The organism is Rurimicrobium arvi (genome assembly GCF_039540495.1).
GTDB lineage: Bacteria > Bacteroidota > Bacteroidia > Chitinophagales > Chitinophagaceae > Rurimicrobium > Rurimicrobium arvi.
The window spans coordinates 133,173-157,871 of the sequence record NZ_BAABEZ010000004.1 but is presented as its reverse complement, the minus strand read 5'-3'; the positions used below and the strand labels follow the sequence as shown (position 1 = coordinate 157,871).

Sequence of the window (24,699 nt, the reverse complement as noted above, 5' to 3'; positions counted from 1 at the left end):
TTTTTGTTTGTATTTTTGGGCCGGTATGTTTATTAAGAATCAGAAATTCAGTGATGAGGACACTTTGCTGGAGCAGCTTTTCGACTTCGGCCTGGGAGATCCTTCTTCCGATGTTGCGGCTATAATGAAAGAAATTGACCAGGAAGTATTGGCCAATAAGGCTTTTCAGGAGTATAAGGCCGGACTTACTGACGAGGAAGAAATCATGGAGGTGGATGATGAAGAGCGCCGCATCCGGCTCGCAGAAAAACTAATGGAGCTGTACGAAAGCTTCGAAGTATTCAAAAGTCAATTATTCGGGATCAGTAAAGACAATAAAGTCTTGCTGTATTCAATAGACCTGTACTAGGCATGTATACTGTATCGCTTCATGGTGTGAAGACCTTCATTACACTTGGACTATATCCTGAAGAATCCGTTTTGGAAAATGAATTTGAAACGGATGTGGATGTATGGACTGAAGTGAGCGATTACCGTTCCGGTTTTTTTGTCGACTACACAGTTCTCAATACAATAGTAAGAGATGCTTTCCATCCGGAAAGAAGCACACTGGAGTTGTTGTGTGAGCATATCCACAAAAATATCCGGACGCATTTTCCTTTTGTCGCACGGGTGCGGGTGTGTGTCCGGAAACTACATCCGCCCATGGAAGGCAAGATCGGCTATTCGCAGGTGTGCCTCGAATTATAAAGGCAAGAGTACATCAAAAACAGGAACACTTACCCTGGTCTGCAGGCTGTCCGCCAACAATATCCTGCTGTGGAAAAGATTATTTCCGGTCACGTTTTGTTTCTGAAGAAACTGATGTGAATGCTTATTTTTGTCGGTATGCAGGACTTACAGGCTTTTTTTTCAGAGACACATTTTTTACAGGATCACCAGAACACCTACGACGCCCTTCAGTGGGGAGCATTGACAGACTATCCATCCGACGGAAATTTTGATTGGACGGAAGCAGATATCGTGATAGTCGGATGCGGGGAGAATCGTGGTGAACATCCCGATGCGGATTCGCAGGATGATACTCCCGACGCTATACGCAGACAATTCTACAAACTCTACAACTGGCATTCCGGTATCCGTATATTCGATGCGGGCAATATAGTGCGGGGTGCTGATATCGACGACACAAGAGCCGCTTTGCGCACCATATTACAGGAGATTCATGCTGCCGGTAAAATAGCGGTTGTTCTGGGAGGCAGCCATGACCTTACATTGCAACAATACGACGTATTTAAAAAGGCGCAGCAGGTTATCAACGCAACGGTCGTGGATATGCTGGTGGATCTGGATGAAACGGAACTGACTACCTCCCGGAGTTTTCTGATGGAGATGCTGACCACGAGTCCTAATTTCGTAGCACATTATAATCACATCGGTTTTCAAAGCTATTTTGTAAACCCGGTGATGCTGGAAACACTGGATAAAATACGATTCGATTTTTTCCGCGTAGGCAGAGTGAAAGAGCAGATTGAAGAAATGGAGCCTGTGATCAGGGGAAGCCATCTGCTGAGTTTCGATCTGAACGCTGTGAAATACAGTGATGCGCCTATGAACAAACAGGGAAGCCCGAACGGACTTGCGGGAGATGAAGCCTGTACCCTTACCCGGTTTGCTGGCATGAGCAGTAAATTAAGTTCCTTCGGTATTTACGGATTCGACGAAGCGCTGGATAAAGATGATATGACTGCCACACTGGCTGCACAAATGCTTTGGTATTTTATTGATGGCTTTTACCTGCGTAAACACGAAGCGAGTCTTTCCGACAAGAATGAATTTATAGAGTACCAACTTCAGTTTACAGGTAACGACATAACTTTTATCAAGAGCAAGCGCAGCAATCGCTGGTGGATGCAATTACCGGATGGCAGCTTTGAGCCATGTAGTTATAATGATTACCTGCTTGCGAGTGAGAACGAGATACCAGAGCGTTGGCTGCGGATTCAGGAAAGGGCTTAACGGATAAAATAAAAGCGGCGTGTCTGAGACTGACACGCCGTTTTATATTTGTTTTGTCGAAGCGTCTAACTTCGTTTTAATGGAGATGATTGGCCATGAGAAAAGCCGGATTTGGTTATATTGATGCATTGCTCCAATACCTTACAAAAATGAAGACTTTACTATTTTAACTCGTCTTATATTTTATGAACGGCAGACCTTATTTTACGAACGGTAAAAAGCGCGTTCAGACTAAGGTTAGCTTTGCTTTACAATCCTGAAGTTATAATGCTTTTACCGAAAGCACCGAGACCGGAGTCTGCATGCTGATTGCGGGTGAACTATCATAATGCAGGAGAACGGTATTTGAATTGCTTCCGGATTTTCTGCAATATAATGATGATAAATTTCTTTTTCCGACAGCGCACATGCCTCTAGCTTATTACAGGAGCAAGATCCGTAACCTGCTTTTTGGACTGCTAACGCAGCTGCTATTACCGCTATGGTCGCATGCCCAGCATTATCCCATGCTGCATTATACAATCAACAACGGACTGGCCAGTAATACCATTTATGATATTTATAAGGATCCGAAAGGGCTTTTCTGGTTAGGTACCGATAAAGGTATTTCGCGCTTCAACGGACTTACTTTCGAAAATTTCACTACCGCAGACGGACTCAGTGACAATGAGTGTTTCTTCTTCCGGCCGGATCAATGCGGGCGTCTCTGGATCGGTACTTATAACGGACATCTGTGTTTTTATAAAAACGGGACTTTTTACAATGAAAAGAATACTCCATGGCTAAAGCTCCCATTTGTATTTACGCACACCACCGATATCGTTATAAACAAAGATACGAGCATCAGTTTTTTCTTTAAAGAGGACCATCCCATTGTGGAAATCAAAGATCAGAAAGTGACCATTCTGAATTCAGAGTCTATTCCTCTCAAATACAAATACTACCTTAATACATTTAAATATGCCAGGAAAGTATCCGATCATCGCTATTTGCTTATTTATAAAACAGAAGCACTGATATTTAACTTTCGTACCGGCAGGGTAGAGAAAGAAGTCCCCATTTACCCACGGGTTAAAAACGTTACTTTTAAACAAGGCAGACTGATCCTGATCCTGGAAAACGATGATCTGTATACAATAGACGATGCTATCACACTAAATAAAGTAACACACTACAATAATTCTAAAAATGCCGTACTCAATCAACTGTTATGCAATGAGACCGACACTTTTTTTGTTGCAAACAGCGGAATTGAAGGTAATAATGGTCAACGCTTTGAGGAAGTATCCTCAGCCTTTTCCGCAATTGTAGACAAAAAACTGCTATTAGTAGGTACTGCTGCCGATGGTCTGTTTTTATTCGATCTGGATCATAAAATACGCAATAAATTATATCCGAAGCCTGAAGGCAGGATTGATCATGCACAGTTCGTAAACGACGAGTTACTCCTGCTGGATAAACGTAAGGCTGTTTCGATATACCAACGTCCTTCATTTCAAAAAATAAAATCAATCGATGTTCATCAGTTTAGCCAGCTGATACCAACTTTGAATTTTATCAGGAATAACTACTTCTACAGTCTTTGCCGCGATACCAACTACAGAATTTCACTTGCCACGGACCATCCTAAGCCGGAAATAATTGAAGATCTGGACTTTAATACGTCCATAAACTATTATGCAGACCGTGATACAGATCTGGTTACGGAAATCCGCCACAAAATAGTGAGACTGGATGTACATGATCTGGAAAAGAAGCGGTTGATTACCGTCAAAGCTCATTTCGGAATAGGAGAGCCGTTAATCTCCCTTTTTGGTTTTGCCGAACGTGATGATAAAACTATCTGGGTATCCACAGCGGAAAGGATTTATCAGATCAGGTCAGACAATTTTGTACCTCAGCCACAATTTGGAAATCTGGCATTCCGCGAGATGGTATTCATGAAACAATACCTCGTTGGTATCAGCGACGGTAACCGGTTGGTTGTATGCCGCGATCACGATGAGCGATCTGTTTCCGCGGATACTCTCGATAATAATGGTTGTGTATGGAACAAGTTTTTGAAGCTGAACGACAGCACGCTCTTCATCACCACCAACAACTACCCAAGACTACTCCGGTTCTTTTCCCGCTCCGGTAAAAATTCTTTCCGCATCCGTACACTCGATAACCCATTTATTCCTTATCAGCCGGATTACGTTACCGCTACAGATTCCGGACTGATGATGTTCGCCAAAGGTGAAATGTTCCTGTTCCCCGATAAATACCTCGCCCAACAAAAAACAATGCCAGGCGTACACTTTACCTACATCACCAGCGGTAACCGTAAAATACCCGTCACCGATACAATTGCTCTTTCCTTTAACGACGCTCAGGACCTCAAAATAAAATTTCAGCCCGTCTCTTTCTTCAATACTGTTCTTACTTATGAATACGCTATCCTTTCCGGTAACAAAAAAGGTAAGTGGGTTTCCATACAGGGAGAAGAGCTCAACCTTATCAAACTCTTCTTCGGAAACCACATTATCAAAGTCAGGGCAAAAACACTGTCCGGTGAATACAGCATCGAAGCTGTCTTTGTTCTAAAGGTCAACAAACCCTGGTGGGCGCAATGGTGGTTCCTGATCTGCTGTCTCGCTGCTCTGGTAATCCTCGTATCGCTCGCTGCCAGATGGAACATCAAACGAAGACTCAGAAAAAAAGAAAATGAAGTCCGCTTTCTCATCTCCGAATACAGAAGCCTCAACGCTCTCATGAACCCGCACTTTGTTTTCAACTCTCTCAATAGCCTGCAGAGTATGGTAAACAATCATGAAACTGCTCCGGCCAGCAGATACATACGCATATTCTCCAACCTGCTCAGGCAGAACATGCATAATATGACCCATGACCTTATTCCCATTACAAAGGAAATTGACCTCATTGAAAACTATCTCAAACTCGAAAAACTTCGTTTCAAGGAAAAGCTCAACTATACCATAAATATAGACCCTGATGCAGACCTTACTGATATACGCATCCCTCCGTTGCTCATACAACCCTTAGTAGAGAATGCCATTAAACATGGAATATGGCCGCAGGACAGCAAAGACGCAAAACTGGAAATAGACGTGAATGAAGAACACGACAGAATATGTGTTCGTATCAGGCACAATGGTGCGCCTCTCGGAACTGCAGTAAAATCAGATACCAGCCATGAATCTTATGCCGTGGAAAATATCAGGCAACGTATTGACCATCTCAACCGCATTCACAGGCTCGAAATAACATACAGCATCTACAACATCGAAAAAAACGAAGCTATAACAGGAGTCGAATGCATGTTATGCATACCCGGCTTCCCACAACAAAGCGAACCAACTCCTCCTGATAAAGAATAAAATCGATATTAGCTTCCTACCATTTTTACGATCCGCCTTTACCGTGCTGCCGGCAAGGAGTTTTCGGAAAATCAGGTACTGTTGATTTTAACGCGGTTCGAAGGCAGCTTTAGCCGATATTTGTCTGAACTTTTATATTAACACTGCTTTGCTCGACACTAATAAGAAAATACACGAAGAAGAAAATGCTATCCTTGTAGGCTTGATATACCAGCGCCAGACCGAGGCGATGGTGAATGAGTACCTTACCGAACTTGCTTTTCTGGCTGAAACGGCCGGTGCATCAGTAGATAAGCGTTTTGTTCAGAAGCTACCCAAACCGGACAGCCGTACTTTTCTCGGAAAAGGTAAGCTGGAGGAAATAAAAATGTATGTCCAGGCGAAAGGAATAAACCTGGCCATATTCGACGACGAGCTTACCGGTGCCCAGATCATAAATATTGAGAAAGCGATCGGTATCAAGGTAATCGACAGAAGCGACCTGATCCTGGACATCTTTGCCCGCCGTGCTAAAACAGCTCAGGCAAAGGTACAGGTAGAGCTGGCCCAATACCAGTATCTGCTTCCGCGTCTGAAAGGTATGTGGCAGCATCTCGAACGTCAGGGAGCCGGTATCGGGAGTCGCGGCCCGGGAGAAACAGAGATCGAAACCGACAGGCGTATCGTGAAAGATAAAATTTCATTGCTAAAAAAACGTCTGTCTGAAATCGACAAACAATCGTTTACACAACGTAAAGAGCGGGGCACGTACATTCGTGTAGCACTTGTGGGGTATACCAATGTCGGTAAAAGTACGTTGATGAATATCCTCACCAAAGCAGATGTATTCGCAGAAAATAAACTTTTTGCAACACTGGACACAACCACGCGCAAAGTGGTATATGAGCAAACTCCTTTCCTGCTTTCTGATACGGTCGGCTTCATCCGCAAACTGCCGCATCACCTGGTGGAGAGCTTCAAAAGCACGCTGGACGAGGTGCGCGAAGCAGACTGCCTTTTGCATGTAGTGGATATTTCCCACCCGGCATATGAAGATCAGATGGGCGTGGTAAACAAGACATTGCAGGATATCGGCGCATTCGATAAACCGATCATCACGATATTCAATAAAATGGACCTGTATGAAAAGCAGACCTTCGATGAGTGGCTGGACGATAGCGTGAAACAGGAACTCCTGCTCGATCTGCATGAACGCTGGCAGCTGGCCACCCATAATAATGCCGTTTTTGTTTCTGCAACCGAACGCAGGAATATCGATTCGCTTCGCGATACGGTTCTCGGAAAAGTAAAAGCACTTTACGAAGAGCGTTACCCTTACCTGACCGATTTTTACTGATAACAAACTCCAACTATCTTTACCGGCATGGAAACACCAGAAAGCTTACCGCAACTAGACGCAGAGGAGATTCGCGTACTGGGAGCTCTGATAGAAAAATCCAAAGCTACCCCGGAATATTACCCGATGACCATTAATGGTCTTACCGCCGCCTGCAATCAGAAAACATCCCGCAGGCCTGTAGTGAATTACGACGAACAAACCGTTGCCTTGACGCTGGATCGGCTGAAGCGTAAAAACCTGGTATCCACAGCAACCGGCGGAGGCAGTCGCACTGTAAAATATAAACATAACCTCGCGTTGATGTTTCCGTTCACTCCGGACGAGCTCGCGATCCTGTGCCTGTTGTTTCTACGAGGCCCGCAGACTCCCGGAGAGATCAATACCAATTCGGGCAGACTGTATGAGTTTGACACCCTTGAAGAGGTACTTACCGTACTGGAAAAATTATCCGGCGGACCGATGCCTTTCGTACGACAGCTTCCTCGCCGTCCCGGTCAGAAAGAAGCACGGTTTATACATCTGTTTACCGAGGATATACCTGTTGAAGACGAGATAACTGACACGGAACCCCGAACTACAGGCGAAATAGAACTCCGGCTAAGCGCAGTTGAATTGGAACTTGCTGAACTGAAAGCTGCTTTCGCCACCCTGATGAAAGAATTGAACGGATAAGAAATCCGTCCGGTCCCTATCCGGACAAAGTGGCGCACGACTTCCCAATTCCCTGTTTTTTATATAATTATTCGTTATTATACTTATCTTGAGCAAACTTTTTGTTCAATTTAAGATAATATGATTTCCTCGATTCGACCTTTTCTGAAAAGGGTGTTTTTGACGTCCTGTGTATTTACCGGTATCGGTACACTCGCTACCGCTCAGTCTGCTAACGACATATACGCCGTCGAACGTAACAGCATTGATCATTCCATTAAATCCATGCGCTTTACAGAAACGGCAAATATCGGTGCAGATAAGGCAGATGCTTTGTTTAACGTATATCTTGGTATCGACGGCAAAGAAAATGTAATGGTGCTTCAGCATACCACCCATGCAAACACAGGCCTGAGCACCATGCGTTTTATCCAATATTATAAGGGCATCAAAGTCGCACACGGCGGAAGCACGCTTACTGTAAAAAATAACCTGGTACAGTTTTTCACCGGAAATTATTATCCTTTCAGCGACAACCCGGCGACAAGCGCATCTTTAAAAGAAAGAGCGGCCTTTGAAAAGGCTATCGATTTTGTCGGGGCTACTTTATATAAATGGCAAATCCCGGAGGAAGAAGCATTTATCAAAAAAATTTCCGGAAATCCTGATACCTCGTTTATGCCTGAGGGTGAACTGGTATGGATCGAAGATATGCGGGACGATAAGGAAGACCGTAAAGTGCGGCTTGCTTATTCTTTTGATATCTATGCGGAACAACCTCTGAGCCGCCAGCAGGTATATGTGGATGCAAACACCGGTAAGATATTATTCTCCAACGCCATTCTGAAGCATACATCGGCAACCGGAGCCTCACGGTATAGCGGAACCGTACCATTTAAGACATCGAAGCCCGCCAGCACTTATATATTGTTTGATTCCACGCGCGGAAATGGTGTCTACACCCTGAATATGAACAACGGAACGAATTACAGTTCAGCAACCAATTTTTCCAGCGTATCCAATACCTGGCCCACGGCCCTTTCGCACAATATTGCACTCGACGTTCAGTGGGGAACGGAAATGGTTTATGACTACTGGCTTTCGCAACATGGCAGACACAGTTGGGATGATATGAATGGCGTACTTCAAAGCTATGTCCACTTCAGTTCGGGATATAATAACGCCTTCTGGAACGGTGCTTATATGACTTACGGAGACGGGACCGGCAGTTCTTCAGGTGGATTCGATCCGTTGGTAAGTCTCGACGTTACCGGACATGAGATCGGTCACGGTGTATGCGAAGCTACCTGTAACCTGGTATATGAAAAAGAAGCAGGAGCAATGAATGAGGGATTGAGCGATTGCTGGGGTGCCACCATTGAGCATTATGCCGATCCGCATGAAACAGATGCGCAGCCAAAAAAAACGTGGTATATCGGAGAGGAAATAGGTAACGGAACTCCTCTGCGCCGTATGGACCTTCCTAAGCTGCGAGGCAATCCGGATACTTATGGCGGCACTTACTGGTATAATGTGACCGGATGCACTCCTATTCCCTCAAACGATTATTGCGGGGTACACAACAACAGTGGTGTGATGAATAAGTTTTATTTCCTGCTCACAGACGGAGGCTCCGGAACCAATGATAAAGGAAGCGTTTACTCCGTGACGGGACTCGGATGGGCGAAAGCACCTGCCATACTATATCAGACAGAGCTCGTGCTGAGCAGCACTGCCACGTATATGGATTGCAGAACAGCATCAATAAATGTTGCAGCTCTCTTATATGGCGGTTGCTCCCCTGAAGTAAAAAGTGTTACCGACGCCTGGTATGCCGTAGGGGTGGGTGCAGCTTACGTTAGTTGCAGCACCACAATTGGTTTTGAAGTTGCGAGCCTGGAAATAAATGAGCTTGCCACAGCAACATCCTGCCCGGCCATCACTGTTTACAAGATTGGTATAAAACCTACTGGTTCGCTCATTGCGGGAGGGACACCCGTTGTGACTGTTGCTGCGGCAGGGGGAACTGCTGTTTCCGGCAAGGACTATACACTGGGCGGAACCGTTCTTAGTTTTCCTGCAGGCAGTTCTGCTACGCAATATGCAGACCTGACCGTTTTCGATGACGGAACAGTGAACGACAGCAAAACACTGAAGCTTGCCTTTACTTTAAATCCGATGGGTACTTCCGCAACCATCAATGCGGCATTCGATACCCTTTCCATTAATATCAATAACAACGACAGTATACCCAGCCTGGTAAGTACGGTACCCATCGAAACAAATCTTTCTGCAACCCGGACCTGGAATATTCCTGCAGGTGAAGAAGTATATTTCTATAATCCCGCCAATAAAAACCTGATAGCAGGCCTTAAGAATACAAGCAATGACCTCGGCTGTGTGCAGGCAACGATCACGCAGTCGGGCAACGGGATGAAACCGGCTTTATTCTCTCCCGGAAACCGTTCTCTGAAAGAAGTAACGATTACTCCTGCAATCAACGGTTCCACGACCACTTATGATGTCACTGTTTACATGAGCAATACTGAGCTTGCGGGAAAAGTGCCTTCTTCCCTGCTGCTGCTGAAGACAGACGAAGTGAGTGATGCGACAATCAATAAATCGAATGCAACAATTGTAACACCGGTATTGCTCACCGGAACGAATTATGTCGGATTCCGGGGCACATTCACCGGTTTTAACCCCTCATCCCGGTTTATGCTCGTAGACGATACGCTGTGTACCCCCGCGGATGTAACCATTACACCTTCCTCTGATACTAACTTATGTCCGGGTGCCACTGTAACGCTCAACGCAGGCAGCGGTACCGGATATACCTATCAATGGTATAAAGATGGTGTGGCGATACCAGGTGCCACTGCAAGCGCTTACACTGCTTCGGCGGCGGGTAATTATACCGTACAGGTAAAGATATCCGGCTGTCCCGCTAAAACACCTTCTGTCACCGTTACGGTAAAACCAGCCCTTACTGTGTATAACGTATCGGGTGGTGGTAAACTTTGTTTGGGCGATGCAGGTTTGAACGTCAGTCTTTCCGGTTCTGATACGGGGGTGACCTATCAGCTGTACAATGGAGGCGGCCCTATTGGCGCTCCGCTGAAAGGCACGGGTAACGCGCTGGATTTTGGTCTGTTCAGTACTTCAGGAAATTATACGGTAATCGCTTCAAACAACACAACTTCCTGTTCTATGTATATGTCGGGCAATGCCGCAATAGATGCAGTGGCGCGACCAGTAGCGTTGCTGAGCCCGGCCGGAACAGTGACGATCGGAGAAAATGAGAGTACCACTCTTACAGCAACTAAAGGAACTGACTATACTTATCAATGGTTGCGCAACGAAGTTGCAATATCCGGACAAACCGACACTATGCTTCTGGTAACAGAAGAAGGGTCCTACAAACTCGTTGTGTCCAACGGTGTTTGCAGCGACACCTCGGATATTACTGATGTTCGCGTCAGCGCAAATGCAGGCCTGAAGCTTACATTGTTGCCCAATCCAAACGATGGTGCATTTACCGTAAAGGGTATGCTGGATAAAAACTATGACGGTAAAGTGTCTATGATACTCGTCAATATGCTCGGTCAGAAAATCTACACCTACGAAACGAATGCTGTGAAAGGGTATGTCGAAGCGAACTTCGCGCTGTCGCAACTGCTGGCCAAAGCAAGGTACCTCGTGAAGATCTCTGCCGGCGAAGAGGAGCATGTGCTTCCGTTACTGATCGGTAAATAGTGTATTAAAAAGTATTGGAGCGGGCCTGATTTCGGTCCGCTCTTTTTTATGTTTTACTTTCTTCACAAGGCGCTGTACATTTGATACAAGGCTTATGGACACATCTGTTATAATAGCGCATACCCGCAGGTTTATAGAGCTGGATAAGCAGGAGGAGCTCTACTTTTTATCCTTACTGCAGGAAAAGAAATTTTCCAGGAAAGCTTTTCTACTCAGGGAAAACGAGATCTGTGATCATGCCGCATTCGTACTTTCGGGCTGCTTCCGCGCCTATTCAATAGATGAAAACGGAGTAGAACATATTCTTCAGTTCGCTCCGCGCAACTGGTGGATCACGGATATGTACAGCCTTCTTTCGCACAAGCCGGCTCACCTGAATATCGATGCGCTTGAAGAAACAGAAGCGCTGCTGCTCAGTCGCAAAAATCAGGAAATGCTCTATCAGGAAGTGCCCAAATTCGAACGCTACTTCCGTATCCTTGTCGAAAACTCTCTTGTCGCAAACAGGCAAAGGGTATTGGATAATCTGGAGTTGAGCGCAAAAGAACGCTATGCAAAATTCTGCAGTACTTATCCTACACTGATCAATAGCGTACCGCAAAAACAAATAGCTGCCTACATTGGTGTGACACCGGAATTTCTCAGTAAGATGAAAGCGGAATATTGGCGGGAAACTTCAGGTTAAGGAAGTATTGTCAGCAATTGATGATACACAAACCGGCTGCTCCTGAAGCAAAGATGATATACTCCCGGAGAGAACGAAGATAGCTTCAGGGTAAAGGTCCGCTGATCGGCAATATTCTCAGTGTAAACTATTCGTCCCTCTGAACCGATGATCATCAGCGTCCCGGAGCTCACTTCCGGAAATTGCAATTCCGATTGCTCCCGGGCAGGATTTGGAAACAGACGAGGGCTCAGTGGATAGATGAACTCTTCGGTAGAAAGCGGCTTAGCATAATCACACATATCTATTCCCATAGGCCGAAGATTGGAATCAATTTCATGATCATGGTAACAACGCAGATACGGCTGACTGTCTGAGGGACGTATAAATTGCGTGGGAATAACCGGAGACGTGGCATATACCGGACCAATACGCTCAATAAAAACAGGAATTTCAAAGTAATCCGTCCCGCTTGCGGGCTCGGCAATATAACGTCTCAAAGATCTTCCGGATATATAAACAGTATCAACAGAGTGGATCTTTACACGGAACATTGTGTCTTTCCCAAGCGGATACGGCACATGATATTTTATGCTGTCGCCGGCTTTCACGTTCAGGATGTACAATGGGAAAAACCGGCTATAATAGGTGTTGAAGTAAAAAATTGTGTCTGTACCTGTATACACAAAATCTACGCTGTTGCTGATTGTGTCTTTTAAGGCTGGTGTCAGTGCTTTTATTATATAGCCTCCTATTTTGCTGCACAGATGACCTTCAATAAGTGTATCCTTTTCATAACGGTTCCAGAAATACTCGCTTTCGGAATAGTTGCTGTTGAAACTATGCCAGTTCGCTCCCGGAGGAGCATAAGAGACTGTTTGAGCTATAGCGCTGAACCAAAAGGAAAAAAGGAATAATACAAATACCAGCTTCTTCATAGATAACGATATCTGAAAGTATGCAATCCGATTGGAAATATTAAAAATCCTGATTTCTTAATCTACATTATTGGATTCGCGACCCCGTTGATAGCATCTTTGCATTATCAAAACAAAAAAGGAATACAAAATGGCAAACACAATTCTTCATAAAGCAGCAGACAGAGGTCATGCAGATTTCGGATGGCTGAACAGTTATCATTCATTCAGCTTTGGCCACTATTATAATCCCGGTAAAATGGGCTTTGGCTTACTCCGTGTATTGAACGACGACGTGGTTCGCGGCGGAACCGGCTTCGGAAAACATCCGCACGACAATATGGAAATTATCTCCATTCCTCTGGAAGGTGATCTCCAACATCAGGACAGCATCGGTAATGTGGCTACAATTCGTCAGGGCGATATACAGGTAATGAGTGCCGGAACGGGTGTACAACATAGTGAGCACAATAAAAACCACGATCAGGAAGTAAAATTCCTGCAGATATGGATCTATCCGAATAAAATGAACGTTGCGCCGCGATACGATCAGAAACCCATAGACCAGGGACAAAATGAACTGAAACAGATTCTTTCTCCCAATCCTGATAGTGAAGGCGTATGGGTGTACCAGGACGCGTGGATGCACTGGGGTAACTTTGAAGAGGGTGCCGGAACTGATTATTCGTTTCATAAAACAGGAAACGGTGTGTACGCATTCGTGCTGGAAGGTGCGTTTGAAGTAGAAGGACAACAGTTGGAACGCCGCGATGCACTGGGCGTATGGGAAACCGATAAGCTTACGTTAAAAGCAACAGCTCCCGGCTCCAGAATACTGCTGATAGAAGTTCCGATGGAGATGAATCCGTAACTTTAATAACAGCCAGAATCTTTTATTCAAATCATTTCAAAAAATATAAAAACAACCAAAAAAATGGCAACAACAAAATGGTCAATCGACCCCTCCCACTCAGAAGTAGGATTTAAAGTGAAACACATGATGTTTACTAATGTTTCCGGAAAATTTGAAAATTTTGATGCCACTGCAGTAGCAGAGGGAGATGACTTCAGCAATGCGAACATTGCATTCCATGCTGAAACCGCGTCTGTGAATACAGGCAACAAAGATCGCGACGGGCATTTGCAAAGCGGTGATTTTTTCGATGCAGCGCAATATCCAAAGCTCGAATTTAAATCCACTTCATTTGAAAAGAGAAGCGACAGTGAGTATGTGCTGAAAGGAGATCTTACCCTCCACGGCATTACCAAAAACATAGAATTTGACGTCGAATTCGGCGGCATCGGGAAAGATCCCTGGGGTAACACCAAAGCCGGATTTACGCTGAACGGAAAAATCAATCGTAAAGATTTCGGACTTACCTGGAACGCAGCACTTGAAACCGGTGGTGTGCTGGTAAGCGAAGATGTAAAACTGCACGCAGATGTGCAGATGGTTAAACAAGCAGAATAGCGTATGGATAGAATTCAGATACTCGTTGTGGGCAGGAACCGGGAGATTGTTCCTGTACTGCAACGGCTCATTGAACAGGAAGAAAGCTGGCAGGCAACAGTCGCCTACACAGATGAAGACGCGATCCTCCAATTCCAGCAAATGCAGTATGATGTGGTATTGCTCAGCAGTGGTATAGAACCTGAGAGCGAGGCTAAGCTCAGATCTCTGTTCCTGTTTCAGCAGCCGGAAGTAATTATTTTACAGCATTATGGCGGGGGAAGCGGTTTATTGAAAGCCGAAATAACCCAGGCCCTTGAAAAAAGAATAGCAGACGACAAAGCGCGCTACAATTTCTTCAACGGACTCTTTAATTAAACAAAGCTCTTCATAAAAGAGAAACACAGGCGGATAGCGAACAGTTATCCGCCTTTTTCAGGCTTTAAAAGGATGCCTTTCCTCCCAGGCACCTTCCTGTATATGCTGTGTATTGATCTTTGCAAACACGAGGTCCCGGAGCACTTTACTGCGAACAGACAAAAAGGTATGCAGGTAACGCGGTTTACATCCCAGGCGCGCTTTTGCTTCAAGCGCAGTGCGCCCCAACACTACATGGGCTTTACGAAATGCAATAGCCTTTTCTATAGATAGATATAAAATATTAAAATACAGATTGAGCTCCGCGTTTCTGCCGTAATCAAAACCGATGTAAAACATATCGAACACCGCATCATGGACCCATGCAGAGGCAAACGCAACCATCTTACCCTGCTCATACAATCCCCATATTTTCAGTCTGTCTTTATAGGCGCGTTTCAGATCGGGAAGAAATTGTTCGTTTACCATTCCCATGCTGAATGTCTGATTCCGGCATACCTGACTATATAAGGCAAACAGGTCGGAAGACTGGGCGTATACAGCACTTTCATCCAGCTCTTCAATTTGAAGATGTTTTACCGAAGCCCTGACCTTACGTAATTTCTGAGCGTATTTATGTTTCAAAGATTTTTCATAATCGGTAAAATCTTTCCATTCATCAGGCAGACACATTTCCATGGATATATCATTCCGTAATTGTGCGAATTTCCCCGAAAAGTTCTGAAAATAATGCACCAGTCCACGTGGAACATCTTTAACGAGACTCGCTTTCGCACAACTCTGTGCAGCAACCGCGTCTATCATCTCCTGATAATATCTATAAGACTCAAAATCAGTGCATTCCGGAACGGAATAAAATGTAGGTATGTCATGCCGGAACAAATGGCCGGCAACCAGCAGGGTAGGGTGAAAGAGTCGGATCAGCGGAGGAATGGTCCTTGCCTGCCAGCCGGAAAGCAGGTTTGCATTCAGATGGTACGGCTTTATAGAAAGCAGTTGAAAATATGCCAACGCTTTAGGCCGGGCCGGGTCTCCGGAAAGTGCATAAAAAAAACTGATATCTGCAAGTCCCATATTTTCGTAAAGCATCAGTGAGTGTTTACGCATAGGATGACCGTCGGGCAGCAGCAAGTCCCAGGAGTCCGGTAACCCGGACGCACTCTGATACAGCGTTATATCCGCTTTTCCTACGGTTTTACAAGAGATCTTCATACGGTGGGCGTCACAGATATCAGGGTATAATTACTTTCTGCACCCCTTTGAGCATTTCAAACACGACTGTTTCGGCGCAGGATACCGGGTCTCCGTCCGTTTGCATCCATTTCAGATCGGGAGCAGATACTTCTACACGATCGGTTCGTATCCTTTCCACAAAACGGCTGTTGAGCAAACTTCCGTCGAACATACGGTAGGCCAGCAATCCTCCCAGTATTTTGGGAAATTTGCGGATAATTACGAGATCAAATAGTCCGTCTGTCCAGTCTGCATCGGGAGCAATTTTGAAATTATATCCCATCTGAGTTCCATTTGCCACATTGATCAGAAAAGCCTTGCGTTTAAGTTCCTCACCATTGACACGAATTGTCCAGGACCTGTCCCGGTACAACCACATATATTTAGTCACCAGCCAGGAATAAATTGCCAGTCCGCGACGATTGCTGTTGGCAAACTTCTTGCAGATCAGCGCATCGTATCCGAGCCCCGCGTTGCTTGCAAATATTTTCCCGTTTGCTTTCCCGATATCAATCATCTCTGTTTTACCCCGGTTGATCAGCTGCAATGCCTTTTCCACCTTCATCGGAATCTGCAATGCTCTGGCAAGTCCGTTCCCGGAACCCTTGGGAATAATCGCCAATGCTGTGCCGGTCCCGTACAGTCCACGGATGATATCGTTTACAGAACCATCTCCCCCAACTGCCACAACAGCAAAAACACCGTTGGCTGCTGCTTCCCGGGCAAGATCTTCACCGTGTCCGGCCCGTTGGGTATGCAGGATTTCGTACTCATAAAGATCTTTGTCGATTATCTGGTCTATTGCCTGCTGAACCTGCTTGTTTCTTTCCACTCCCGAGCGTGGATTCACAATAAAGACCAGTTTCCTGCGGCTCATTGCAATTGTGCTTTTAAACTCAGATCAAGGCTTACGGCATGATGGATAATAGCTCCTACGGAAACATAGTCCACTCCCGCGCGGGCATAATCCACCACATTGGATTTATTAATACCTCCCGACGCTTCGGTTTCGTAGCGTCCGCCTATCAGGCGAACAGCTTTTGATGTTTCTTCAGGCGTAAAATTATCCAGCATAATCCTATGGATGCCTCCTACGGCCAATACTTCTTCCACATCGCTGAGATTCCTTGTTTCTACTTCTATCTGAAGATCCAGCCCCCTTTCTTTGAGGTATTGATTCGTTTTCTGAACAGCTTTTGTAATTCCACCACAAAAATCGATATGATTATCCTTAAGCATGATCATATCATACAGCCCCATACGATGATTCATACCACCACCGATGTGCACTGCCAGCTTTTCGTAATAGCGGAATAAAGGAGTGGTTTTGCGCGTATCCAGTATTTTGGTTTTGTACCCCGACAACAGCTCAACATACTCCCGGGTAAGTGTGGCAATACCGCTCATACGCTGCATACAATTCAGTGCAAGGCGCTCTGCTTTTAAAATTGTATGAATACCTGCAGTAACTTCAAACGCTATATCTCCAGCGTTCATTCTGTCGCCATCCTGCATAAAAGCATTGAATATGGCAGAGGGTTCGAGAAACAGGAATATTTCTCTTGCCAGATCAAGGCCTGCAAGAACACCGCTTTCTTTTACTTTGAGAACAGCCTTTCCTTTGGCAGCTGCATCTATGGATGCAAGAGAGGAAAAATCGCCGGGGCCTACGTCTTCACGCAGGGCGGATTCTATAAACAGGGTATGAGCAGACATAAAGTTTTGAAACTGTGTTACGATACGCAAAGGTAGCAGAAGCCCGGGCTACTTCCGTCCCTTATTTGCAAAATAATTTAGAATATACGGGCATTTTATCTAGGTTTGTTCCAAGTCCTTTTGCATTGCAATTCGATTTTATTTTCAACGAGCATCGAGACAAAGTATATTCTCTTTGTTTACGCTACCTGCAACATACACAGGAAGCGGAAGATGCTATGCAGGAAGTATTTATTAAGGTATTCCGAAAACTGGATTCATTTCAGGACAAAGCGCAACTCAGTACCTGGATTTACAGAATTGCGGTAAATCACTGCCTGGACATATTGCGTTCAAAGAAAAGAAAACAGCAGCTTCTTCGTTTCCTTCCGTTCCTGCAGCAGGAAGAAGGATTCAGCTACATCCTCACCCATAAAGACCTGAGTCTGGAAGATAAACAGGAGCTGGACCGGCTGATGCAGCACATCCGCTCCCTACCGGAAAATCAGTTTACGGCATTGGTATTGAACAGGCTGGAAGGTATATCCATAGAAAGAGTAGCTCAGATAATGGGACTAAGCTACAAATCCGTCGAGTCTTTACTACAACGGGCAAAACAGAATTTGATTAAACGTATAGAAGCGACATCGAAGGAATAGCATCTGATTGTCGTCAAAAAAGCAATCCAATAAATAGCTGAGGTATGAAACCGAATATTGAACAGAAACTGGATTTATTACAGGGAATAACTGCCGGCAACAGTAAAACTGAAGTCGTTGATATCTATGCCAGAATTAAAAGACAAGTACAGGAACGCGCTCCGGTGGGAATAGTTATCAGCGTTACTACTTTATTATTGGCGATACTTATCGCGAATATTTCTTTAAGCAGGAAACTTAACGACGGTGTTGCAAGCCAAAAAAATACTTATACGGAAGTGGTACCTGGCCTGATACCGGATCATAATATCTATGAAGGAGGCAGTCTATGAGAAAGCAGCATTTGGTATTATTAGTGATACTTGTCTTATTAAGTTGCAACTGTTTTCTTTTATGGCAGATATACAGTCGCACGAGCGTGGACCCATTTGTACGACCTGACATAAATGAAGGTCCTAAAAGGGCAATTATCCAACAGTTACAATTGGATGAAGCACAGGTTGATCAGTATGAAGCATTGATCCGGCAGCATCGTTCTGCTGTTATTGCTATTGATAAGGAAACAGCGGGACTAAAAAGAACTTTGTATCAATCTTTGTTAGTGCCGGCTAACCGTGACAGCCTGATTAACCTGATAGGCGAACAGCAAAAGAACATCGAAAGGGTAAACCTTGCCCACTTTGAAGATATAAAAGCGCTTTGCCGTCCTGAGCAACAAGAACGATTTACACAACTGGTACAGGAATTAGACCAGTTGTTCAACCATCCACATCATCCGCCGGCTCGTCCCGGACCACGATAATTGAATGTTCCACGTGGAACATCACTTAAGTTAAACGCTCCGAATGTTTCACGTGAAACATTCGGAGCGTTCATTTATTACAAGCCTATAGAAAGGAGTTCACTATCTTTGCACTATGTTTAAAGAGTATGATGTTATTGTGGTAGGGGCGGGCCATGCAGGTTGTGAAGCCGCCGCCGCTGCCGCAAATATGGGATCAAAGGTTTTATTGATCACTATGAATATGCAAACAATAGCTCAAATGAGCTGTAACCCGGCTATGGGAGGAATTGCAAAAGGACAGATAGTACGTGAGATCGATGCATTAGGAGGATATAGCGGAATTGTAAGTGATAAAAGTATGATCCAGTTCCGCATGCTCAATAAGAGTAAAGGTCCGGGAATGTGGAGTCCAAGAACGCAAAATGATAAAATGTTATTTGCGCAAACCTGGAGAGAAATGCTGGAGCAAACGCCCAACATTGATTTTTGGCAGGATATGGTAAAGGGTTTGATTGTTTCACGTGGAACAATTAGTGGAGTAATAACCGGAATGGGGCAGGAGATCAAAGCAAAATCGGTAGTATTAACCAATGGAACATTCCTCAATGGAGTCATCCATATCGGTGAAAAACAATTCGGCGGGGGAAGAATGGGCGAAAGCAAAGCCACCGGTCTTACAGAGCAACTCGTGGAATTGGGGTTTGAATCCGACAGATTAAAAACCGGGACACCTCCAAGGATTGATGGAAGAAGCCTTGACTATTCAAAAATGGAAATCCAGGAACCGGACACAGAAATTGTAGGATTCTCTTATCTACCAGTAGAAAAAATAAAACCGGAACAACAAAAACATTGCTGGATAGCCTATACCAGTCAGGAAGTACATGATATCCTTAAAACGGGCTTCGACCAATCTCCAATGTTCCAGGGAAGAATACAGGGTAGTGGCCCCAGATACTGTCCCAGTATTGAAGATAAAATTAACCGGTTTGCAGAGAGAGACCGACACCAATTATTTGTAGAACCGGAAGGATTCAATACAGTTGAAATATACGTGAACGGATTCAGTACCTCTCTTCCGGAGGAAGTACAATATAATGCTCTGACTAAAATACCGGGCTTCGAAAATTGCAAATTCTTCAGACCGGGATATGCAATCGAATACGACTATTTTCCACCAACCCAACTCAACTATAATCTTGAAACGAAGCTGGTGAAAAATCTGTTCTTTGCGGGTCAGATCAACGGAACGACCGGCTATGAGGAAGCTGCCTGTCAGGGATTGATGGCCGGAATCAATGCTCATAACAATGCACATGGTAAAGATCCTTTTGCACTCAAGCGTGATGAAGCCTACATCGGGGTACTGATTGATGATCTCATTAATAAAGGTACCGACGAACCTTACCGTATGTTTACCAGTCGTGCAGAATACCGTACATTACTCCGACAGGATAATGCCGACCTGCGGCTGACACAAAAAGGGTATGAGCTCGGACTTGCATCAGAAGAACGATATCAGCTGATGAAAGATAAAGAATCATCAGTAGCAGAAATTAAAAAAGTACTGATGGAGACAAGTGTAGAACCGGATACCATTAACTCATTCCTGGAACAAAAACAGTCGGCACCGCTTACCGAAAAAAGTAAAGCTTATAAATTACTGTTACGCCCGAATATTGAAATCGAAGAATTGGTGGCCGCAGTGCCTCATTTAAAAGCCCGTATAGGAAGCGTAGACCGTACCAACCTCCAGCAAGCTGAGATTCAGGCGAAATATGACGTTTATATCCAAAAAGAGCGTGAATTAGCCCAAAAAATGAACAATTTGGACGATCTCGTGATCCCTGACTCTTTTTCGTATCAGCAATTGACTGCATTGAGTGCGGAAGCAAGACAAAAGCTGGAAAAGATAAAACCAAAGACATTGGGACAGGCTGGTCGGATATCGGGAGTAAATCCAAGCGACATTCAGATACTGATGGTCTTTATGGGACGATAATAAAAAGGCTGCTTTAAAAGCAGCCTTTTTATTTTGACAGTAACTCTATTTATATCAGACCGAATTGTCTGCTGAGATCCATCATTCTGTCGATCGGCTTTTTAGCAGCCAGCCGCAAAGTTTCATCCATAATAATTTCCGGCTGTTCATACTTCATACACAAATATAATTTTTCCAGTGTATTACGTTTCATATGCGGACAATCGTTACAAGCACAGGCATTATCCGGAGGCGCAGGTATAAATGTTTTATCAGGTGAAGCCTTCTGCATCTGGTGCAAGATACCTGTTTCCGTAGCAACAATAAATTCGTTGAGATCCGATTGTTCGGTATACTTCAGCAATTGGGTCGTACTTCCGATATAATCAGCAAGTGCGAGCACCGCTTCTTCACATTCAGGATGAGCAATGAATTTCGCGTTCGGATGCCGCTCTTTCAAACGAGTGATTTTTTCAAGCGAAAAAATTTCATGTACCATACAGGCGCCGTTCCACAATACCATTTCTCTTCCCGATTGCTTATTGATATATGCACCAAGATTTTTATCAGGAGCGAATATGATCTTCTGATCCTGCGGAAGAGAATTCACAATCTGACTTGCATTTCCTGAAGTGCAGATAATATCACTTAATGCCTTAATACCAGCTGAGCAATTTATATAAGAAATTACAATATGATCAGGGTATTTTGCTTTGAAACGGGCAAATAATTCGGGCGGACAGGAATCACTGAGTGAGCAGCCCGCATTCAGATCAGGAAGCAGCACTTTCTTATCAGGATTGAGGATTTTAGCCGTTTCTGCCATAAAGTGAACCCCTGCGAACACAATCATCTTTGCGTCCGTTTTTGCGGCCGCCTGGGCCAATCCAAGGCTATCCCCGATATAGTCAGCTATGTCCTGTATATCCGGTTCCTGATAATAATGAGCAAGGATCACCGCGTTTTTTTCTTTTTTCAGACGATTGATCTCCGCGAAGAGATCGAGGGTAGGATCGACATCGATATCGTAAAAACCATTTTTGGCGACGGAACCCAAAATTTCAGCTTCATTTGCGACCATAGAATATTCTTAGAAAAATTTTTTAAAAAAGAACTATTACAATTACAGCTGTGAATATGGGGAAACAAAACCGGAATTCTATTTGCTTTTATGCCGAAGCCGCTTTATTCAGATTATTTCCACAGTAATCCACACGCAAAGCTATTGCTATTTCGCTATTTGGGGATTAAAAGAAAACAATAAAATTATTGGCATGTGCAAAAGTGATGAAGTGTGAATAGCAGAATGGAATGTTAAGAAGTTGTAACCAAAATGGAACTTTTTTATAAAATTTATAGAGGCAAATAAATAATGTGAGGAAAGTGGCAGGAAATACCATCCGTAACCCCGGGTTTTCCACAAAAATCCACATTTGAATGGGGAAAAGCATTTTAATCCACAGTTTCATCCTGTAAAAATGCTTTTTTTAGAAAATTTTCCGCTGCGGGGGGTGCAACAGTTTACTTCCTGTAAGATAAAATGCTGCGTATATATTTTTGATGCGTTTCGGATAGCGCTATACAATATTTTTTGTGTATGTTTGCGCTCATTCAAAAAATATAATCAACCCTTCTAATGGCTATCATCCAAAAGATAAGAGACAAGTATGCGAAGCTGGCCGGCGGTGTTATTGCCGTGTCGCTGATAGCGTTCGTGGTTAACGATGCATTTAACAGTAATAGCGGAAGTATATTCGGAAGCAGCAAAGCATTGGCCAAAGTAGACGGATCTTCTGTTGACCCTCTCGAATTTGATAAACGCGTTCGCGAATACAATACAGTCTTTTCCATCAGTAACCAGAACCGCGAAATGACGGACGAGATCCGTGCTCAGATCAGCGAGCAGGCGCTGCGTGACCTGGTGAATGAAAAGATTATTGATAAGCAATTAAGCAAACTGGGAATCACTATTTCAGACAAAGAAATGAAAGATGTGGTATATGGTACCACACCCAGCAATATTATAATGAACTACCCTGTTTTCACGAATCCGGAAACAGGCGGTTTTGATCCATCCCGTATCAAGGCTTATGAGGAGCAACTCGCAAATCCTCCTGCCCAGGTAGACCTGAATGCGTTGGAAAAAGAGCGTGAGCAGTGGGAAAATTATAAGTCTTTTGCGATGCATCAATATAAGATGCAACGCTTTAACGGACTGGTTAATGCAAGTATGTATTCACCTAAATTTATGGTGGATTATAAAATGGCCGCTCAGAATGAAATGGCCAGCATACGTGTGGTGAAAGTACCCGCAACCACTATCCCCGATAGCGAAGTTCCTTTGACAGACGCTGATATCAACAGCTATGTTGAAAAGCACAAAAAACGCTTTGAGCTGAAAGAAGATATGCGCGGAATTGATTACGTAGCATTCGATGTGGTACCGAGCACCGAGGATACCAACACAGCTGCAGAGTCTCTGGCTAAACTCAAACAGGATCTGACAGTAAAAAGCGGAGACCAGCTGAAAGACTTTGTAAATACTAACTCCGAAGATGCTTACCGTGATTTCTACTTTACAAAATCTTCATTGAAATCTGTTTATGCAGATACCCTGCTGTCTCAGCCGGTAGGAACAGTTGTAGGTCCTTATATAGATGGTAAGTCTTTCGTGATTGCGAAAATTACAGACCGCCGTGAAATGCCGGATTCTGTAAAAGCACAACACGTCCTGATTCAGCCCACACAGCAAATGAACGACAGCGCTGCGCATAAAATGGCAGACAGTCTTATGCTCGCAATCCAGAGCGGTGCTGCTAATTTCGATTCAGTCGCACGCCAGTTCTCCGCCGATAAGCAGAACAGTGATAAAGGCGGTGATCTCGGTTATTTTGCTTACGGACAGATGGTTCCCGAATTCAACGATTTCACGTTTATGGGGAAAACCGGAGAAATCAAAGTGGTAAAAACACAATTCGGCTACCATATCGTCAGAATCAACGATCAGAAAAATCTCCAGAACGGAACCAAGATTGCATTCATCACCAAATCTCTGTATCCAAGCGATGCAACAGAAACAGAGATCTACTCAAAAGCTACAGAATTTGCTTCCAAATATAAAGGCGCAAAATTTGAAGAAGGTGTGACAGCAACAAAAATGCAAAAGAGAGAAGCAGATCAGGTACGTGTGCAGGATTTCTCAATCGGTGGACTGGGCCCTGCCCGTGAAATCGTTCGTTGGATGTATGACGCTAAACAAGGTGATGTTTCCGAAGTATTGAAAGTTACGTCTCCGAATACACGTTATATTATTGCCAAGCTCACCAATATTCAGAGCAAAGGAACACTGAAAGTCAATGACGCAGTGAAGCCCGAACTGGAGAACATTGTAAGAATGGAAAAGAAAATGGATAAGATTGTTGAGAAATACAAATCCCAGACATCCCTGGAAGCTGTTGCCCAGGCCGCAGGTCAGCCTGTTCTCGCTGCAGATTCATTTACCAATACTGTTCCCTACCTGGCAAGCGTAGGATATGAGCCTAAAGTAGTAGGTTACTCTTTCTACAAAAATGCAAAAGTTGGTTCTATCTCCCCGGCCATCAAAGGACAGGACGGAGTAAGCTATATGGTGATCACACAGCGTGTTCCAAAACAGGCAAATCCGAATGAAGCTGCGGTTTTCCAGCAGCAACAGATGATGGAGCAGCAACAAATGCAGCGTACCATCGGAAATAACCTGCAGGAAATGCTGATGCGCAAAGCGAACGTAAAATATTACAATGATAACATCCGCTAAGGTCATCTGAAAATAAAAAGAAGCGACATCCGATTACGGATGTCGCTTTTTCTTTGC

Annotated in this window: 21 protein-coding genes; 16 read left to right on the top strand and 5 right to left on the bottom strand. The window is 44.3% G+C overall.

The window, feature by feature from the left end; genetic code table 11:
* The first annotated feature begins 25 nt into the window (after positions 1-25).
* The 8 genes from ABD846_RS03510 (at position 26) to ABD846_RS03475 (ending at position 11,770) form a co-directional block, all read left to right on the top strand.
* A complete protein-coding gene (locus tag ABD846_RS03510; RefSeq protein WP_344822722.1) occupies positions 26-349 on the top strand; it encodes a hypothetical protein in 324 nt (107 codons plus the stop codon).
* A gap of 2 nt (positions 350-351) precedes the next feature.
* Positions 352-690, top strand: a complete 339-nt coding sequence (locus ABD846_RS03505) for a dihydroneopterin aldolase (RefSeq protein ID WP_344822721.1) — start codon at positions 352-354, stop codon at positions 688-690.
* A gap of 120 nt (positions 691-810) precedes the next feature.
* Entirely contained in the window at positions 811-1,959 is a 1,149-nt protein-coding gene (locus tag ABD846_RS03500) for a formimidoylglutamase (RefSeq protein ID WP_344822720.1), read from the top strand.
* Positions 1,960-2,465: 506 nt separating this feature from the next.
* Positions 2,466-5,339, top strand: coding sequence for a sensor histidine kinase (locus tag ABD846_RS03495; protein ID WP_344822718.1), 2,874 nt, complete (start codon positions 2,466-2,468; stop codon positions 5,337-5,339).
* Positions 5,340-5,487: 148 nt separating this feature from the next.
* Complete coding sequence (hflX, locus tag ABD846_RS03490) at positions 5,488-6,675, top strand: GTPase HflX (RefSeq protein ID WP_344822716.1); 1,188 nt, start codon at positions 5,488-5,490, stop codon at positions 6,673-6,675.
* A gap of 27 nt (positions 6,676-6,702) precedes the next feature.
* A complete protein-coding gene (locus ABD846_RS03485) occupies positions 6,703-7,350 on the top strand; it encodes a YceH family protein (protein ID WP_344822715.1) in 648 nt (215 codons plus the stop codon).
* A 159-nt stretch (positions 7,351-7,509) separates the two neighbouring features.
* On the top strand, positions 7,510-11,085 hold the full coding sequence (locus tag ABD846_RS03480) for a M4 family metallopeptidase (protein WP_344822714.1): 3,576 nt from the start codon (positions 7,510-7,512) through the stop codon (positions 11,083-11,085).
* Between the two features lie 94 nt (positions 11,086-11,179).
* A complete protein-coding gene (locus ABD846_RS03475; protein WP_344822712.1) occupies positions 11,180-11,770 on the top strand; it encodes a Crp/Fnr family transcriptional regulator in 591 nt (196 codons plus the stop codon).
* Here ABD846_RS03475 and ABD846_RS03470 read toward each other — a convergent pair.
* On the bottom strand, positions 11,767-12,687 hold the full coding sequence (locus ABD846_RS03470) for a hypothetical protein (protein ID WP_344822710.1): 921 nt from the start codon (positions 12,685-12,687) through the stop codon (positions 11,767-11,769). The genes ABD846_RS03475 and ABD846_RS03470 overlap by 4 nt on opposite strands.
* Before the next feature lie 130 nt (positions 12,688-12,817).
* Between ABD846_RS03470 and ABD846_RS03465 the strand changes: the two genes are divergently transcribed.
* The 3 genes from ABD846_RS03465 (at position 12,818) to ABD846_RS03455 (ending at position 14,494) form a co-directional block, all read left to right on the top strand.
* Positions 12,818-13,537: a pirin family protein gene (locus tag ABD846_RS03465; RefSeq protein ID WP_344822708.1), complete on the top strand. Its 720-nt coding sequence runs from the start codon at positions 12,818-12,820 to the stop codon at positions 13,535-13,537.
* Between the two features lie 63 nt (positions 13,538-13,600).
* Positions 13,601-14,137: a YceI family protein gene (locus ABD846_RS03460; protein ID WP_344822706.1), complete on the top strand. Its 537-nt coding sequence runs from the start codon at positions 13,601-13,603 to the stop codon at positions 14,135-14,137.
* A 3-nt stretch (positions 14,138-14,140) separates the two neighbouring features.
* On the top strand, positions 14,141-14,494 hold the full coding sequence (locus ABD846_RS03455) for a response regulator (protein WP_344822704.1): 354 nt from the start codon (positions 14,141-14,143) through the stop codon (positions 14,492-14,494).
* Between the two features lie 57 nt (positions 14,495-14,551).
* On the opposite strand, the gene ABD846_RS03450 is transcribed toward ABD846_RS03455, so the two are convergent.
* Genes ABD846_RS03450 through nadC form a run of 3 tightly spaced genes read right to left on the bottom strand, consistent with a single transcriptional unit; the run spans position 14,552 to position 17,443 of the window.
* Complete coding sequence (locus ABD846_RS03450) at positions 14,552-15,706, bottom strand: peptidogalycan biosysnthesis protein (RefSeq protein WP_344822702.1); 1,155 nt, start codon at positions 15,704-15,706, stop codon at positions 14,552-14,554.
* Between the two features lie 19 nt (positions 15,707-15,725).
* Positions 15,726-16,604, bottom strand: coding sequence for a diacylglycerol/lipid kinase family protein (locus ABD846_RS03445; protein WP_344822700.1), 879 nt, complete (start codon positions 16,602-16,604; stop codon positions 15,726-15,728).
* Positions 16,601-17,443 (bottom strand): carboxylating nicotinate-nucleotide diphosphorylase, encoded by an 843-nt coding sequence (gene nadC, locus ABD846_RS03440; RefSeq protein ID WP_344822698.1) that lies wholly within the window; start codon positions 17,441-17,443, stop codon positions 16,601-16,603. The genes ABD846_RS03445 and nadC overlap by 4 nt, the downstream gene beginning before the upstream one ends.
* A gap of 125 nt (positions 17,444-17,568) precedes the next feature.
* On the opposite strand from nadC, the gene ABD846_RS03435 reads away from it, so the two are divergent.
* The 4 genes from ABD846_RS03435 (at position 17,569) to mnmG (ending at position 20,867) form a co-directional block, all read left to right on the top strand.
* Complete coding sequence (locus ABD846_RS03435) at positions 17,569-18,081, top strand: RNA polymerase sigma factor (protein ID WP_344822696.1); 513 nt, start codon at positions 17,569-17,571, stop codon at positions 18,079-18,081.
* Positions 18,082-18,125: 44 nt separating this feature from the next.
* Entirely contained in the window at positions 18,126-18,413 is a 288-nt protein-coding gene (locus ABD846_RS03430; RefSeq protein ID WP_344822694.1) for a hypothetical protein, read from the top strand.
* 152 nt (positions 18,414-18,565) lie between these two features.
* Positions 18,566-18,883 carry a hypothetical protein gene (locus ABD846_RS03425; RefSeq protein ID WP_344822692.1) on the top strand — a complete coding sequence of 106 codons (318 nt, stop codon included), beginning with the start codon at positions 18,566-18,568 and terminating at the stop codon, positions 18,881-18,883.
* Between the two features lie 115 nt (positions 18,884-18,998).
* Positions 18,999-20,867, top strand: a complete 1,869-nt coding sequence (mnmG, locus tag ABD846_RS03420) for a tRNA uridine-5-carboxymethylaminomethyl(34) synthesis enzyme MnmG (protein WP_344822690.1) — start codon at positions 18,999-19,001, stop codon at positions 20,865-20,867.
* A 49-nt stretch (positions 20,868-20,916) separates the two neighbouring features.
* Here the strand turns inward: mnmG and nadA are convergent, their stop codons facing one another.
* Positions 20,917-21,927: a quinolinate synthase NadA gene (gene nadA, locus ABD846_RS03415; RefSeq protein WP_344822688.1), complete on the bottom strand. Its 1,011-nt coding sequence runs from the start codon at positions 21,925-21,927 to the stop codon at positions 20,917-20,919.
* A 555-nt stretch (positions 21,928-22,482) separates the two neighbouring features.
* Between nadA and ABD846_RS03410 the strand changes: the two genes are divergently transcribed.
* Positions 22,483-24,642 (top strand): peptidylprolyl isomerase, encoded by a 2,160-nt coding sequence (locus ABD846_RS03410; RefSeq protein ID WP_344822686.1) that lies wholly within the window; start codon positions 22,483-22,485, stop codon positions 24,640-24,642.
* Positions 24,643-24,699 lie beyond the last annotated feature (57 nt).

Excerpts from the sequence above, each read along its gene's own strand:
- ABD846_RS03445 (WP_344822700.1), bottom strand. The coding sequence starts at position 16,604 with ATGAGCCGCAGGAAACTGGTCTTTATTGTGAATCCACGCTCGGGAGTG.
- ABD846_RS03500 (WP_344822720.1), top strand. The coding sequence starts at position 811 with ATGCTTATTTTTGTCGGTATGCAGGACTTACAGGCTTTTTTTTCAGAG.
- ABD846_RS03430 (WP_344822694.1), top strand. The coding sequence starts at position 18,126 with ATGAAACCGAATATTGAACAGAAACTGGATTTATTACAGGGAATAACT.
- nadC (WP_344822698.1), bottom strand. The coding sequence starts at position 17,443 with ATGTCTGCTCATACCCTGTTTATAGAATCCGCCCTGCGTGAAGACGTA.
- nadA (WP_344822688.1), bottom strand. The coding sequence starts at position 21,927 with ATGGTCGCAAATGAAGCTGAAATTTTGGGTTCCGTCGCCAAAAATGGT.
- ABD846_RS03450 (WP_344822702.1), bottom strand. The coding sequence starts at position 15,706 with ATGAAGATCTCTTGTAAAACCGTAGGAAAAGCGGATATAACGCTGTAT.
- ABD846_RS03465 (WP_344822708.1), top strand. The coding sequence starts at position 12,818 with ATGGCAAACACAATTCTTCATAAAGCAGCAGACAGAGGTCATGCAGAT.
- ABD846_RS03455 (WP_344822704.1), top strand. The coding sequence starts at position 14,141 with ATGGATAGAATTCAGATACTCGTTGTGGGCAGGAACCGGGAGATTGTT.
- ABD846_RS03470 (WP_344822710.1), bottom strand. The coding sequence starts at position 12,687 with ATGAAGAAGCTGGTATTTGTATTATTCCTTTTTTCCTTTTGGTTCAGC.
- mnmG (WP_344822690.1), top strand. The coding sequence starts at position 18,999 with ATGTTTAAAGAGTATGATGTTATTGTGGTAGGGGCGGGCCATGCAGGT.
- ABD846_RS03495 (WP_344822718.1), top strand. The coding sequence starts at position 2,466 with ATGCTGCATTATACAATCAACAACGGACTGGCCAGTAATACCATTTAT.
- ABD846_RS03505 (WP_344822721.1), top strand. The coding sequence starts at position 352 with ATGTATACTGTATCGCTTCATGGTGTGAAGACCTTCATTACACTTGGA.
- ABD846_RS03485 (WP_344822715.1), top strand. The coding sequence starts at position 6,703 with ATGGAAACACCAGAAAGCTTACCGCAACTAGACGCAGAGGAGATTCGC.
- ABD846_RS03510 (WP_344822722.1), top strand. The coding sequence starts at position 26 with ATGTTTATTAAGAATCAGAAATTCAGTGATGAGGACACTTTGCTGGAG.
- ABD846_RS03410 (WP_344822686.1), top strand. The coding sequence starts at position 22,483 with ATGGCTATCATCCAAAAGATAAGAGACAAGTATGCGAAGCTGGCCGGC.
- ABD846_RS03475 (WP_344822712.1), top strand. The coding sequence starts at position 11,180 with ATGGACACATCTGTTATAATAGCGCATACCCGCAGGTTTATAGAGCTG.
- ABD846_RS03460 (WP_344822706.1), top strand. The coding sequence starts at position 13,601 with ATGGCAACAACAAAATGGTCAATCGACCCCTCCCACTCAGAAGTAGGA.